Origin of the sequence: Clostridium aromativorans, from assembly GCF_020908015.1 — a bacterium.
Taxonomy (GTDB): domain Bacteria; phylum Bacillota; class Clostridia; order Clostridiales; family Clostridiaceae; genus Clostridium_B; species Clostridium_B aromativorans.
This window is the reverse complement of record NZ_JAJJPB010000045.1, coordinates 1-14,975: the sequence shown is the minus strand read 5'-3', so window position 1 is coordinate 14,975 and position 14,975 is coordinate 1. Positions and strand designations below refer to the sequence as shown.

Below are 14,975 nucleotides of genomic sequence, written 5' to 3'. Positions count from 1 at the left end.
GTTGTCTTACCATGATCTACATGCCCTATCGTTCCTATATTTACGTGCGGTTTCGTCCTTTCAAACTTCTCTTTTGACATTATTCTTCCTCCTAACAAATAACATATTAATTAAATTAACTATTTCTCTCTCCTGTAATTTTCTCTTGAATACTCTTTGGTACTTCTTCATAATGATCAAATGTCATAGTATAGACACCTCTACCCTGTGTTCTTGATCTAAGTGAAGTAGCATATCCAAACATTTCAGAAAGCGGAACAAAAGATTTTATAATTTCAGCTCCTGCTCTAGGAGTCATACCTTCAATTCTTCCCCTTCTGGAATTTATATCACCCATTACATCTCCCATATATTCTTCTGGAACTGTAACTTCAACTCTCATCATTGGTTCAAGCAAAACCGGATCTGCTTTATTCATAGCATTCTTAAATGCCATAGATGCAGCAATCTTAAAGGCCATTTCTGAGGAATCCACATCATGATATGAACCATCATACAACTTAACTTTAAAGTTTATAACAGGATATCCTGCAATTACACCACTTTCTGCAGCCTCTTGAATTCCGTTGTCAATTGGCGCAATATATTCCTTTGGAATAGTTCCTCCCACAATGGCATTTTCAAATGCATATCCTTCCTCTGAAGGCGACATCTCTATCCAGCAATGACCATATTGACCATGTCCCCCTGATTGTCTTATGAATTTACCTTCTGCCTTAACTGTTTTTTTAATAGTTTCCTTATATGCAACCTGAGGTTTACCTACATTACAATCCACTTTAAATTCTCTCTGCAGCCTATCCACAATTATCTCCAAGTGAAGTTCTCCCATACCTGCTATAATGGTCTGACCCGTTTCTTGATCTGTATAAGTCTTAAATGTCGGATCCTCTTCTGCAAGTTTTGCAAGAGCTATTCCCATTTTTTCCTGACCAGCTTTGGTCTTAGGTTCTATTGCCACATCTATAACTGGATCAGGAAACTCCATACTTTCAAGTACAATTGGATTATCTTCATCACAGAGAGTATTACCTGTAGTAGTATCCTTCAGTCCTACTATAGCTCCAAGATCTCCTGCCCGGAGTTCATCAACTTCCTGTCTATGATTAGAATGCATCTTTACAAGTCTCGCAATTCTTTCTTTTTTACCTTTTGTAGAATTATATACATAAGTACCACTTTTCATAATTCCTGAATAAACTCTCGTAAAGGCCAATCTTCCTACAAATGGATCTGTAGCAATTTTAAATGCAAGTGCAGACAACGGCTCATTGTCATCAGCTTTTCTCTCAATTTCCTCACCGCTTTCAGGATCATTTCCTTTTACAGGTGGTATATCAAGAGGTGATGGCATAAAATCAACTACTGCATCTATCATTGGCTGTACACCTTTATTTTTATATGATGATCCACATAAAACTGGTACCAGTTCATTTGCAATAACACCTTTTCTAATCCCAGCTATCAACTCTTCATTTGTCAATTCCTCTCCATCTAAATATTTCATCATCAGATCTTCGTCGAGCTCAGCCACTGCTTCAATCAATTGGGTCCTATACTCTTCTGCCTTATCTTTCAATTCATCAGGTATAGCAACTTCATCCATTACTGTTCCCAAATCATCTTCATATATTATTGCCTCATTTTTTATAAGATCTACTATACCTTTAAATTCATCTTCTGCACCTATTGGAATTTGAACAGGTACTGCATTACAATGGAGTCTATCCCTCAAAGTGTTTATACACATATAAAAATCTGCACCTATTGAATCCATCTTATTTACGTAAACTAATCTTGGTACTCCATAATTATCTGCCTGTCTCCAGACAGTTTCTGTCTGTGGTTCAACTCCGCTCTTAGCGTCTAAAACAGTAACTGCACCGTCAAGTACTCTAAGTGATCTCTCAACTTCTACAGTAAAATCCACGTGCCCTGGTGTATCTATTATATTTATTGCATATCCTTTCCATTTACAAAAAGTAGCCGCTGAAGTTATAGTTATTCCTCTTTCTTGCTCTTGTGCCATCCAATCCATAGTCGCTTCGCCATCATGTACTTCGCCTATTTTATGAGTTCTTCCTGTATAGAAAAGTATACGCTCCGTAGTAGTAGTTTTTCCAGCATCTATGTGTGCCATTATTCCTATGTTACGGAATTTCTCTAGCGGATATTCTCTTCCCACTTAATTTTCCTCCTCGCAAGTGTAAATTTAAAATTCTATAAAACTGCTTTAGTAAAAATACCAAAACAGTTTTTTATATTAATATCTATAATGTGCAAAAGCCTTATTGGCTTCAGCCATTTTATGAGTATCTTCCCTCTTCTTAACGGCTGCACCTGTATTGTTCGCTGCATCCATCAATTCTGAAGCAAGTCTTTCTCTCATATATTTTTCTCCTCGTTTTCTTGATGCTATAAGCAGCCATCTTATCCCCAAAGTCTGCCTTCTCTCCGGTCTAACTTCTATTGGGACCTGATATGTTGCACCACCAATTCTTCTTGCTTTTACCTCTAGAAGAGGCATTATATTGTTCATGGCTGCCTCAAAAACTTCCATAGGTTCCTTATTGGTTTTTTTAGCAATTATGTCAAAGGCACTATAGCATATCTTTTGAGCTACCCCTTTTTTACCATTTTCCATTATATTATTTATTAACTTTGTAATAACCTTACTATTGTATACTGGATCTGGTAATACATCCCTTTTTCCTATATGTCCTTTTCTTGCCACTTTTCTTCCCTCCTTAACAATTAAAATTTAAGTTCATCGGTACTCGACTATAAATAGCCGTAAAGTGCTTTGTACTTCTGCAAAATTTCATAAAATATATATAAACGCTGAAGACATTGCACTAACTCCATCAACCTAATTTATTGAAATTATTTTTGTTTTGGTTTTTTAGCACCGTATTTTGATCTTGCCTGCAATCTGTCAGTAACTCCTGCTGAATCCAGTGTTCCTCTAACTATGTGATATCTAACACCTGGAAGATCTTTAACTCTTCCTCCTCTTATGAGTACAACACTGTGTTCTTGTAAGTTATGTCCTATACCTGGTATATATGCACTTACCTCATAACCATTTACCAGTCTAACCCTTGCAACTTTTCTAAGTGCAGAATTTGGCTTCTTAGGAGTGGTAGTTTTTACTACTGTACAAACTCCTCTTTTCTGTGGACATTCTTTTAATGCTGGTGCTGTTGATTTTGTGCTTATTGTCTTTCTGCCTTTTCTAACTAATTGGCTTATTGTTGGCATGTTTACACCTCCTTCTAAAAATAGATAAATTATTAATAAAGTCACAATTTATATTAATTACTATTGAAAGCTTTTTTATACTATAAAATTAATCCTTTAATATAGCTGCTGTAGCGGCACCTACATCTATTCCACACATTTTTCCTAATTTTTTCATGGTGTCTACATAAATTACTTCCTGGGAATTATCATCAATTAATACTTTTACTGACTGTATAAGTTTATCATCAGCATCTTTAGCTATATATACAGTTTTAGCTTTATTATTTTTTATAGCTTTAACTGTCTGCTTTACACCAACAACTTTATTTCCTGCAAGCCTGTAAATCATTATTTCCATTCCCTCCTAATAATAATTTGAGGGACAAGGTATGTTAAAACCTTGTCTCTTTAAAAACATACAGATGTATTTTATCATTTTAGTATTATTATGTCAATAATTATCAAGCTTCTTGTTGATTCTCTAATTTTTGATCCGCAGATTCATTTTCAGTATTGATTTTTATAGATCTATACCTAGTCATTCCAGTTCCCGCAGGTATAAGTTTACCTATAATTACATTTTCCTTCAATCCTAAAAGCGGATCCGTCTTACCTTTTATAGCTGCATCTGTAAGGACTCTTGTAGTTTCCTGGAATGAAGCCGCCGAAAGAAATGATTCTGTTGCCAAAGCCGCTTTGGTTATACCCAAAAGTGCTACCCTTCCCTGAGCAGGCTTTCCACCATTTGCTTCAACTTTAGCATTTTCATCTTCAAAATCAAACATATCAATCATAGTTCCAGGCAATAATTCTGTATCTCCCGAATCTTCTATCTTAATCTTTCTTGTCATTTGCCTTATCACCACTTCAAGATGTTTATCATTTATGTCAACGCCCTGTAGTCTATAAACTTTTTGGACTTCTGACAGAAGATAATTTTTAACGCCCTGAACTCCTTTTATTCTCAATATATCATGAGGATTCACAGACCCTTCTGTTATTTCATCGCCAGCACTTATTACATCGCCATTTGACACTTTAAGTCTCGATCCAAATGGTATATCATAGACTACTTCTTCTCCTGTACTCGTAATTACAGATACACTTCTCTTCTTTTTCGTTTCTTCCATCTTTACAGTTCCTGAAACCTCGCTTACTATTGCCAAACCTTTTGGTTTCCTAGCTTCAAATAATTCTTCAACCCTTGGAAGACCTTGAGTTATATCAGATCCAGCAACTCCACCAGTGTGGAAAGTTCTCATTGTAAGCTGTGTACCAGGTTCTCCTATACTCTGTGCCGCTATTATCCCCACTGATTCTCCAATATCAATTTTCTTGGCTGTAGCCATATTCATACCATAACACTTAGCACATACTCCATGTCGAGATCTGCAAGTAAATACGGATCTGATTTTTACTCTCTTTATACCCGCATCTTCTATTTTATGTGCCATTTCGGAATCCATGTAAGTGTTTCTTGATACCAACACATCGCCTGTTTTTGGATCCTTAATATCTTCTGCAGAATACCTTCCTGTAAGCCTTTCTGACAAACTCTCTATGACTTCATTTCCCTCTTTTATTTCTGTTATATCATAGCCTTCATGAGTACCACAATCTTCCTCTCTTACTATAACATCCTGACTCACATCTACGAGCCTTCTAGTAAGATATCCTGAATCTGCCGTCTTTAGAGCAGTATCTGCATTACCTTTTCTTGCACCATGGGTGGATATAAAATATTCAAGTACATCCAATCCTTCCCTGAAAGAGGATCTTATTGGAAGTTCTATTATCTTCCCCGAAGGATTTGCCATAAGTCCTCTCATACCTGCAAGCTGCTTAATCTGACTCTTAGATCCTCTTGCCCCTGAATCAGCCATCATAAATATCGGGTTAAATTTATCCAGATTATCCATCAGCGCATCAGCTACATCTTCCGTGGTTTTAGTCCATTTCTCTATTACTCTCTGATATCTCTCTTCTTCAGATATAAATCCTCTTCTGTACATTTTTTCTATCTTATCAACAGCCTGATCCGATTCATCCAGAAGTCTCTTTTTAGCATCAGGAACCACCATATCTGAAGTGGAAACAGTAATACCACTTATAGTTGAATAATGGTACCCTCTGGCTTTTATCTTATCGAGCATTATAGATGTCTGAGTAGCTCCATGTTTCATATAACATTTATTTATTATTTTACCTAGGTTTTTCTTAGCTACAAGAAAATCAATTTCTAATTTAAATTCATTTCCATGTATACTTCTATCTACAAATCCTAAATCCTGCGGTATAGATTCATTAAATATTATTTTTCCAGGAGTAGTATCAATTATCCCACTAAAGTATTTTCCATCTTTAACTTTTTTCATCTTTACCTTTATCTTGGCATTAATGTCTATTTGCCTTAACTCATACGCCATTATCGCTTCTTCAGGTGAGCAGAACATCCTGCCTTCTCCCACAGCGCCATCTTTTTCCGCTGTTAGATAGTAGGATCCAAGTACCATATCCTGTGTAGGAACTACTACTGGTTTCCCATCTGAAGGTTTTAATATATTATGGGCAGCCAACATTAAAAATCTGGCTTCGGCTTGGGCTTCAACTGAAAGTGGGACATGTACTGCCATTTGATCACCATCAAAATCCGCATTGTATGCTGTACAAGCAAGTGGATGAAGTTTTATAGCTCTACCTTCTACAAGTACAGGTTGAAAGGCCTGAATTCCTAATCTATGGAGGGTTGGAGCACGATTTAAAAGTACTGGATGATCTGATATTACCTCTTCTAATACATCCCATACTTGAGTCTGAACTCTTTCCACCATCCTCTTAGCACTTTTAATATTATGGGCTAAACCACTTGCAACTAACTTTTTCATCACAAATGGTTTAAATAGTTCTAAAGCCATTTCCTTAGGCAACCCACATTGATACATTTTGAGCTCAGGTCCAACTACTATAACAGAACGTCCAGAATAATCCACACGTTTGCCAAGTAAATTCTGTCTAAATCTTCCCTGTTTTCCTTTAAGCATATCAGACAATGATTTTAATGGTCTGTTACCCGGTCCTGTCACCGGCCTTCCTCTTCTTCCATTATCTATAAGAGCATCCACTGCTTCCTGAAGCATTCTCTTTTCATTTCTTACTATTATATCCGGTGCTCCTAAATCCAATAATTTTTTGAGCCTATTATTTCTATTTATAACTCTTCTATAAAGATCATTTAAATCCGATGTGGCAAATCTTCCTCCATCTAACTGTACCATAGGTCTCAAATCCGGTGGTATTACAGGTATAACATCTATAATCATCCAATCTGGCTTATTGCCTGATTTCTTAAAAGATTCAACTACCTCAAGCCTTCTTATTATCCTTACCTTTTTTTGACCTGTGCTGTTTTTCAAATCTTCCTTTAATCCTGCAGATAGTTCATCAAGGTTTATTTCTTCCAGAAGCTTTTTGATAGATTCTGCTCCCATACCTGCAACAAAATTTTGTTCTCCATACTTATCTACGGCTTCCCTGTATTCTTTTTCTGTAAGGAGCTGTTTTTTTAAAAGCTGAGTTGCTTTTGGCTCTAAAACTACATATGATGCAAAATACAATACTTTTTCCAATGCTCTCGGTGACATATCCAAAATGAGTCCCATACGGGATGGTATTCCCTTAAAATACCATATATGCGATACTGGAGCCGCAAGTTCTATATGACCCATTCTTTCACGTCTAACTTTTGCCTTAGTTACCTCAACACCACATCTGTCACAAACTATGCCTTTGTATCTGATTCTCTTATATTTACCACAATGACATTCCCAGTCCTTAGTTGGTCCAAAAATTCTTTCACAAAACAAACCATCCCTCTCAGGCTTTAATGTCCTGTAATTTATTGTCTCAGGCTTTTTTACTTCACCTCTTGACCACTCTCTTATTTTCTCCGGTGAAGCTAAACCTATCTGTAGTGCATCAAAATTATTTAATTCAAACAAGGGTACATCCTCCCTTCCTAATGTTCATCATTAAAATCATCTATTCCCAGATCATCTAAATTCAAATCCTCATAATTCAAATCCAAGCCTTCGTCAGTGTCATTATTGGCATCCTCATCGTTGTTCTTCTCATCATTATCATCGTTCTCATTACCGTCGTTCTCATTACCGTGATCCTCTTGACTCTTTCTGTTGTAATTATCTTGAGACGATGCTGCAAAATCTTCATTTCCCTCTATATTAACATCCAAACTTTCCATTTCATCATCTACAGATTCTTTAAGTTTGATTTCCTCATTGTCATCATTTAATACTTTCACATCCAAGCATAGAGCCTGTAATTCTTTTATAAGTACTTTAAAGGATTCTGGTACACCAGGTTCTGGTATATTTTCACCCTTTACAATAGCTTCATAAGTTTTAACTCTTCCAACTACATCATCAGACTTAACTGTCAGTATTTCCTGAAGAGTATGTGCTGCACCGTATGCTTCCAAAGCCCATACTTCCATTTCTCCAAATCTCTGTCCTCCAAATTGCGCTTTACCGCCTAAAGGCTGCTGAGTTACAAGAGAATATGGTCCTGTGGATCTTGCATGAATCTTGTCATCAACTAAATGTGCCAATTTTAGAATGTACATATATCCTATGGTTATAGGCCGATTAAATGGTTCCCCTGTTCTACCGTCATATAATATTGTCTTCCCATCTTCTCTATAACCTGCTTTCTTGAGGCAGGCTATTATATCTTCTTCTCTTGCCCCATCAAAAACTGGTGTTGCTATATGCCACCCTAACTCACTGGCAGCCAACCCAAGATGGACTTCAAGCACCTGACCTATATTCATACGAGAAGGTACTCCAAGTGGATTTAAGCATATCTGCAAAGGTCTACCATCTGGTAAAAAAGGCATATCTTCCTCCGGCAGCACCCTGGATATAACACCTTTATTACCATGTCTACCTGCCATTTTATCTCCAACAGATATTTTACGTTTCTGAGCTATATAACATCTAACAAGCTTATTGACCCCCGGTGAAAGCTCATCTCCATTTTCTCTTGTAAATACTTTCACATCTACAATTATACCTGATTCACCATGAGGTACTCTAAGAGAAGTATCTCTTACTTCTCTGGCTTTCTCTCCAAATATAGCTCTCAAAAGCCTTTCTTCTGCCGTAAGTTCGGTTTCACCCTTAGGAGTTACTTTCCCCACTAGTATATCTCCGGCTCTCACTTCAGCACCTATTCTTATAATTCCTCTTTCATCTATGTCTTTTAATGCATCTTCTCCTACATTTGGTATATCTCTGGTAATTTCTTCAGGCCCAAGTTTTGTATCCCTGGCTTCAGATTCATATTCTTCAATATGGATTGAAGTAAATACATCCTTTTTTACCAGTTCTTCAGATATAAGCATGGCATCTTCGTAATTATATCCTTCCCAGGTAGTAAAACCCATTCTGATATTTTTACCAAGAGCTATTTCGCCTAGATCCGTGGATGGTCCATCCGCTAGAACTGTTCCCTTTTGAACAATTTCACCATTTTCAACTATAGGTCTCTGATTTATACATGTGCCCTGATTAGATCTTTGGAATTTGAGAAGTCTATAAATGTCTGTTCCTCCATCAGAATCCCTTTTTACCCTTATTTCATTGGCACATACATAAGAAACTACACCTGAATTTTTTGCTTTTGGAAGTACTCCTGAATCCACAGCTGCTTTATATTCAATACCTGTTCCCACAATGGGTGCCTGAGGTTTCAAAAGAGGTACCGCCTGTCTTTGCATGTTGGATCCCATAAGTGCACGGCTTGCATCATCATTTTCAAGAAATGGTATCATAGCAGTTGCAACTGAAACCAACTGTCTTGGAGATACATCCATATAATCAACATCTTCCGCTGGTACTACAATAACATCTTCCTTATCCCTAACCGTAATTCTGTTATCTATAAAACTGCCGTCCTCTTCTATAGGTTCATTCGCCCGTCCTATCAAATACTGATCTTCTTCATCTGCTGTCATATATACAATTTCATTGGTAACTCTTTTATTTTTTTTGTCTACTTTCCTATAAGGAGTTTCTATAAAACCATATTCATTAACTTTTGCATAAGATGCAAGAGAATTAATAAGTCCTATATTTGGGCCTTCTGGTGTCTCTATTGGACACATTCTTCCATAATGTGAATGGTGAACATCCCTCACCTCAAAGCCAGCTCTCTCTCTGGAAAGTCCCCCGGGTCCCAATGCTGATAATCTTCTTTTATGAGTAAGTTCTGAAAGTGGATTAGTCTGATCCATGAATTGAGAAAGCTGAGAGCTTCCAAAAAATTCTTTTATAGCTGCCGATACAGGCCTTATATTTATTAAAGCCTGAGGTGTTATAACCTCCTGATCCTGTATGGTCATTCTTTCTTTAACTACTCTCTCCATTCTTGAAAGACCTATTCTAAATTGATTTTGAAGTAATTCTCCTACTGATCTAAGTCTCCTATTCCCAAGATGATCTATATCATCGACATTGCCAATGCCATAAGTCAATCCTAACTCATAACTGACCGTAGCATAAATGTCATCTTTAATTATATGTTTGGGAATTAAATCATGAATATGCTTTGATATCTGTTCCTTTACGCTATCTTCATCACTGTAATTATCCAAAATTTCCTTTAATGTAGGATAATGTACACTTTCTTTTATGTTTAAATCATCTATGTTAAAATTAACAAAATTACGTATGTCTACAAAATGATTGCCTATCACTCTAAGAATTATATCCTCAACTTGAATATCTACTATATTTACTCCGCATTGTTGAATCTCTATAGCTTTTTCTCTACTTATTCTTTCGCCTTTTTGTACAAGTATCTCACCAGTCTGTGGGTTTACCACATCTTGCGCTGATATTTGATTAGTTATTCTAATATAAAGTGCTAATTTTTTATTAAATTTATATCTTCCCACTCTGGAAAGATCATATCTTTTAGGATCAAAAAATAAGGATTCAATAAGTGACTGAGCACTATCCACTGTAGGTGGTTCTCCTGGCCTAAGTCTCTTATATATTTCAAGCAATGCTTCTTCATGTGTCTTAGTATTATCCTTTTCGATTGTAGCTTTTAATCTTTCATCCTCTCCAAAGAAATTAGTGATTTCTGCATCCGTACTATATCCCATAGCTCTCACAAGAATAGTTATAGGTAATTTTCTGGTTTTATCTATCCTCACATATATTATGTTATTAGAATCAGTTTCATATTCTAACCAAGCTCCTCTATTGGGTATTACCGTTGAAGAAAAAAGATTTTTACCCGTTTTATCAACAGATACATCATAATATACACCTGGAGATCTTACAAGCTGACTGACTATAACTCTCTCCGCTCCATTAATTATAAAAGTTCCTTGTTCTGTCATCAGAGGGAAGTCTCCCATAAAAACTTCCTGTTCTTTAACTTCACCGGTTTCCTTATTAAGTAATCTTACTTTCACCTTTAAAGGTGCTGCATAAGTTGCATCTCTCTCTTTGCACTCTTCTACAGAATATTTGATATTATCCATATCTAATTTATATCCCACAAACTCTAAATTAAGGTTTGCAGTATAGTCTTGAATAGGATTAATATCATCGAATACTTCTTGTAAGCCTTCTTTCAAAAACCAATTGTAAGAATCTAACTGTACCTCAATTAAATTAGGCATATGCCCTATTTCTTTAAGTCTGGAAAAGCTCATTCTTGTTCTTTTACCAACCTGGACAGGATGTACCATTGATTTTCACCCCTTGTATAAACTAAAAATAACCAAAAACATTCATTTAATTCGTATATGTATGTTTATGGACTTATTATTGCCATCAAACTATTATAACCTTTTTTTTGTAATTAATTCAAATTATTCTATATATAATACATTTTACATTAATTCTGCAACTAATCAATGCAATTTATCATGTTACCATAATACATATAATTTGTCAATAATAAATTTTCATAATTTCACAAAAATATTCTTGAAACAATAAAGAGGCACTTTAAACTAAAGTACCTCTTTATGTGAGTATCTTGAATTTCTACTTTAACTCTATCTCAGCTCCGATTTCTTCAAACTTAGCTTTTAAAGCATCAGCATCCTCTTTACTTACTCCTTCTTTTATTGGTTTAGGAGCACTATCAACTAAACCTTTTGCATCCTTTAATCCCAATCCTGTTACTTCTCTAACTGCCTTTATAACTTTTATTTTTTCTTGTCCTACTGCTTTAAGTATCACATCAAATTCAGTTTTTTCCTCTGCCGAATCTGCAGCACCTGCTGCACCACCTGCACCTGCTACCGCCACTGGAGCTGCTGCACTTACTCCAAACTCCTCTTCACATGCTTTTACTAATTCATTTAATTCTAAAACACTCATCTCTTTTATAGCTTGAATGATCTCTTCTTTACTCATTAATGAACACCTCCAAAATTTCTTTAAATTAATCTTCCTGTGATTTCTGTTTTTCTGAAATTGCATTTAATAAATATACAAAATTTGATAATGGAGCCTTGAAACTTCCAAGTAATTTTGCAATAAGAACATCTTTAGGTGGTATCGTAGCAAGTTGTTTAACTTTATCTATATCAAATATTTCTCCTTGAACAACTCCACCTTTTAGCTCCAACATCTTATGATCTTTTGAAAAATCGTTGAGAATTCTTGCCGGTGCAGCCGGATCATCATATCCAAATGCTGTCGATACTGGCCCTGAAAAAATATTTTCTACTTCATCAAATCCCAATTCTTTCGCAGCTAACTTAGCCAGTGTGTTTTTAAAAACTTTATATTCCACACCTGCTTCTCTCAAATTTTTTCTGAGTTTTGTATCTTCTTCTACAGTGAGCCCCTGGTATTTAGCAAATATTATACTCTGAGCTTTCCTCATCTTTTCTTCAATTTCTTTAACTTTAGCTTCCTTTAATTCTCTATTTTTTCCCACTGTGTATCCACACCTCCTCACAGTTTAACTTCATAACGCATAAATAAAAGCCTCCCCTTAGACACAGAGAGACCAAATAACTCTATATTGGAATCCTGAATAGGTCGGGCTTCCCGTTATGCTTTTGCACCTATCGTCTACGGAGTATTTACTTATTAAACTGTTAGTATTATATACGAATTGATTATTTAAGTCAATATTTTTATTCAAGGACCTTTGCAGAATTTATTTTTATTCCGGGACCCATGGTACTTGATAATACTACAGACTTTAAATATTGTCCTTTAGCTGCTGCAGGTTTTGCTTTTACTACAGCTTCCATTAACGTATGAAAATTTTCCAATAATTTTTGCGGTTCAAAAGAACTCTTTCCTATAGGAACATGAATTATAGAAGTTTTATCAACTCTATACTCAACCTTACCTGCTTTAATTTCCTCTATTGCTTTCACAACATCGAATGTAACCGTACCGGATTTTGGATTTGGCATTAATCCTTTAGGTCCAAGTATTCTACCTAATCTACCTACAATTCCCATCATATCAGGTGTAGCTACAACTACATCAAAATCAAACCAATTTTCATTTTGGATCTTCTGAACATACTCATTTGATCCAACATAATCAGCTCCCGCATTTTGAGCTTCTTCAACTTTGGCGCCTTTAGCAAATACCAATACTCGAACTTTTTTACCAGTTCCATGAGGTAAAACTACTGCTCCTCTAACCTGCTGATCTGCATGTCTCGGATCTACCCCAAGCTTTAAGGCCAATTCTATAGTTTCATCAAATTTCGCCTTAGATGTCTTTACAGCAAGTTCAATAGCTTCTGATGGCGCATACAATGCACTTTTGTCAATAAGTTTAACGCTTTCTTTATATTTTTTTCCCATTTCAAATCCTCCTTAGTGGTATTAACGGCATATCTTGCCTCCCACATATTTAAGTCGCCTATTCTTCTACAGTTATTCCCATACTTCTTGCAGTACCTGCTATCATTTTCATAGCAGTCTCAATGGAACCAGCATTCAAATCCGGCATTTTTGTTTCAGCAATCTGCTTAAGCTGTTCTTTAGTTACCTTTGCAACTTTAGTCTTATTAGGAACTCCAGAACCACTTTCTATTCCTACTGCTTTCTTAAGTAATACTGCTGCTGGTGGAGTCTTTAGTATAAAGCTGAAAGATCTATCCTGATATACAGTAATTACCACTGGAATTATCAATCCTGCTTGACTTGCAGTCTTGGCATTAAATTCCTTGCAGAAGCCCATAATATTTACACCATGCTGTCCAAGTGCTGGTCCAACTGGTGGGGCTGGTGTTGCTTTACCTGCAGGAAGCTGAAGTTTTATCATTCCTACCACTTTTTTAGCCATAAATATACACCTCCTATTATGATTATACGAAAATAATATTTCCGCCTATTTAAAACTTTTACCTTTATAACTTTATTCTATTTTTTCTATTTGATTAAAATCAAGCTCAACAGGGGTCTCCCTGCCAAACATATTGACTAAAGCTTTAATTTTTTTCTTTTCAGTATTTATTTCTTGGATAACAGCTAAAAAATTCTCAAGCGGTCCGGATTTTACCTTTACATTTTCACCTATTGATACATCTATATTTACGGGTTTTTCATTGATTCCCATATCCTTTACCTCTTCATCAGTAAGTGGAACAGGCTTAGAACCAGGGCCAACAAAACCTGTGACTCCTCTAGTATTTCTAACTATATACCAAGAATCATCAGTCATTACCATATGTATTAAAACATATCCCGGGAATACTTTTTTTAATGTTATTTTCTTTTTGCCATCTTTGATCTCAACTTGTTCTTCCATAGGTACTTGAACATCATCTATCCAATCATATAGTTCTCTATTTTCTATAGTTTTCTCAAGATTAGCTTTAACTTTATTTTCATAACCAGAATATGTATGAACCACATACCATTTAGCTTTATCTGCCATAATTCTAGGGACAATACTTAGTCCCTGCCTCCTTTTTTTATTCTTATTTCAAAATGTTTTTAGCTAAGGAATTAAATCCGAAATCTATTATCCCGACAATTATTACATAAATACTACAAAATACTATAACCGATATTGTAACCTTTTTTAAATCTTCTTTAGAGGGCCATGTTATTCTTTTAAATTCAGCTACCAATCCCTTAAAAAAATTAAAGAATCCGCCTTCAGGTGTGACCTGTTTTTTAACTTTTTTTGCATCATCGTGCGCAGCCATTTTATTCACATCCTCAAATATTTTAATATATGCCTCTCTATCTACCTAGTTTCCTTGTGAACTGTATGTTTACGACAAAATGGACAATACTTTTTCATCTCTAGCCTATCTGGATCATTTTTTTTATTTTTAGTTGTATTATAATTCCTCTGTTTACAATCCGTACATGCCAGTGTTACTTTTACTCTCACTACTTTCACACCTCCTGGTATATAATTCAAGTATATAATCATTTAAAAACTTACACTCTTAAATTATGCATTACTTATTTACTTTATCACAACTTAATTTTTATGTCAATTATATTAAAAACCCATTAAACAAAACCTTTAATAACATCGTAGATAAAAGGTAAAAATTCATTATTTCCAAAAGGACTAGGTCGAGATACCCAGTCCTTAAAAATTACTCAACTATTTTAGTTACGACACCAGAACCAACTGTTCTTCCGCCTTCTCTTATTGCAAACCTCAACCCTTCATGCATTGCTACCGGTGTTATGA

14 protein-coding genes and 1 other annotated feature are annotated in these 14,975 nt (G+C 35.5%); all 14 genes read right to left on the bottom strand.

All coding sequences use genetic code 11. From position 1 onward, the window contains the following. Positions 1–115 precede the first annotated feature (115 nt). Complete coding sequence (fusA, locus tag LN736_RS17975; protein WP_150355428.1) at positions 116–2,185, bottom strand: elongation factor G; 2,070 nt, start codon at positions 2,183–2,185, stop codon at positions 116–118. Between the two features lie 78 nt (positions 2,186–2,263). Then, a complete protein-coding gene (gene rpsG, locus LN736_RS17970; RefSeq protein ID WP_150355429.1) occupies positions 2,264–2,734 on the bottom strand; it encodes a 30S ribosomal protein S7 in 471 nt (156 codons plus the stop codon). A 149-nt stretch (positions 2,735–2,883) separates the two neighbouring features. Beyond that, the gene (gene rpsL, locus LN736_RS17965) at positions 2,884–3,261 is read right to left on the bottom strand and encodes a 30S ribosomal protein S12 (protein ID WP_150355430.1); all 378 of its coding nucleotides are present in this window, start codon (positions 3,259–3,261) and stop codon (positions 2,884–2,886) included. Positions 3,262–3,349: 88 nt separating this feature from the next. Beyond that, a complete protein-coding gene (locus tag LN736_RS17960) occupies positions 3,350–3,592 on the bottom strand; it encodes a ribosomal L7Ae/L30e/S12e/Gadd45 family protein (protein ID WP_150355439.1) in 243 nt (80 codons plus the stop codon). A 112-nt stretch (positions 3,593–3,704) separates the two neighbouring features. Beyond that, positions 3,705–7,241 carry a DNA-directed RNA polymerase subunit beta' gene (rpoC, locus tag LN736_RS17955; protein ID WP_229982139.1) on the bottom strand — a complete coding sequence of 1,179 codons (3,537 nt, stop codon included), beginning with the start codon at positions 7,239–7,241 and terminating at the stop codon, positions 3,705–3,707. 17 nt (positions 7,242–7,258) lie between these two features. Next, the gene (rpoB, locus tag LN736_RS17950) at positions 7,259–11,023 is read right to left on the bottom strand and encodes a DNA-directed RNA polymerase subunit beta (protein ID WP_150355432.1); all 3,765 of its coding nucleotides are present in this window, start codon (positions 11,021–11,023) and stop codon (positions 7,259–7,261) included. 301 nt (positions 11,024–11,324) lie between these two features. Next, positions 11,325–11,699, bottom strand: coding sequence for a 50S ribosomal protein L7/L12 (gene rplL, locus LN736_RS17945; protein ID WP_150355433.1), 375 nt, complete (start codon positions 11,697–11,699; stop codon positions 11,325–11,327). Positions 11,700–11,727: 28 nt separating this feature from the next. Further along, positions 11,728–12,228, bottom strand: coding sequence for a 50S ribosomal protein L10 (gene rplJ / locus LN736_RS17940; protein ID WP_150355434.1), 501 nt, complete (start codon positions 12,226–12,228; stop codon positions 11,728–11,730). A gap of 34 nt (positions 12,229–12,262) precedes the next feature. Next, positions 12,263–12,389 (bottom strand) — a sequence feature (ribosomal protein L10 leader region). Positions 12,390–12,430: 41 nt separating this feature from the next. Beyond that, positions 12,431–13,120, bottom strand: a complete 690-nt coding sequence (gene rplA, locus LN736_RS17935; RefSeq protein ID WP_150355435.1) for a 50S ribosomal protein L1 — start codon at positions 13,118–13,120, stop codon at positions 12,431–12,433. 58 nt (positions 13,121–13,178) lie between these two features. Beyond that, complete coding sequence (rplK, locus tag LN736_RS17930) at positions 13,179–13,604, bottom strand: 50S ribosomal protein L11 (protein ID WP_150355436.1); 426 nt, start codon at positions 13,602–13,604, stop codon at positions 13,179–13,181. A gap of 72 nt (positions 13,605–13,676) precedes the next feature. Beyond that, positions 13,677–14,198: a transcription termination/antitermination protein NusG gene (gene nusG / locus LN736_RS17925; protein ID WP_179978371.1), complete on the bottom strand. Its 522-nt coding sequence runs from the start codon at positions 14,196–14,198 to the stop codon at positions 13,677–13,679. A 43-nt stretch (positions 14,199–14,241) separates the two neighbouring features. Continuing rightward, positions 14,242–14,472 (bottom strand): preprotein translocase subunit SecE, encoded by a 231-nt coding sequence (secE, locus tag LN736_RS17920; RefSeq protein ID WP_150355440.1) that lies wholly within the window; start codon positions 14,470–14,472, stop codon positions 14,242–14,244. Between the two features lie 41 nt (positions 14,473–14,513). Then, a complete protein-coding gene (gene rpmG, locus LN736_RS17915; RefSeq protein ID WP_150355438.1) occupies positions 14,514–14,663 on the bottom strand; it encodes a 50S ribosomal protein L33 in 150 nt (49 codons plus the stop codon). A 214-nt stretch (positions 14,664–14,877) separates the two neighbouring features. Continuing rightward, on the bottom strand, positions 14,878–14,975 hold a 98-nt coding region (locus tag LN736_RS17910), incomplete at its 5' end, for an EF-Tu C-terminal domain-related protein (RefSeq protein ID WP_407647149.1).

What these genes read in the sequence shown, in the direction of transcription:
- rpsL (WP_150355430.1), bottom strand. Translation starts at nt 3,261, where the DNA reads ATGCCAACAATAAGCCAATTAGTTAGAAAAGGCAGAAAGACAATAAGC.
- LN736_RS17960 (WP_150355439.1), bottom strand. Translation starts at nt 3,592, where the DNA reads ATGATTTACAGGCTTGCAGGAAATAAAGTTGTTGGTGTAAAGCAGACA.
- rpoB (WP_150355432.1), bottom strand. Translation starts at nt 11,023, where the DNA reads ATGGTACATCCTGTCCAGGTTGGTAAAAGAACAAGAATGAGCTTTTCC.
- rplL (WP_150355433.1), bottom strand. Translation starts at nt 11,699, where the DNA reads ATGAGTAAAGAAGAGATCATTCAAGCTATAAAAGAGATGAGTGTTTTA.
- rplA (WP_150355435.1), bottom strand. Translation starts at nt 13,120, where the DNA reads ATGGGAAAAAAATATAAAGAAAGCGTTAAACTTATTGACAAAAGTGCA.
- rplK (WP_150355436.1), bottom strand. Translation starts at nt 13,604, where the DNA reads ATGGCTAAAAAAGTGGTAGGAATGATAAAACTTCAGCTTCCTGCAGGT.
- nusG (WP_179978371.1), bottom strand. Translation starts at nt 14,198, where the DNA reads ATGGCAGATAAAGCTAAATGGTATGTGGTTCATACATATTCTGGTTAT.
- secE (WP_150355440.1), bottom strand. Translation starts at nt 14,472, where the DNA reads ATGGCTGCGCACGATGATGCAAAAAAAGTTAAAAAACAGGTCACACCT.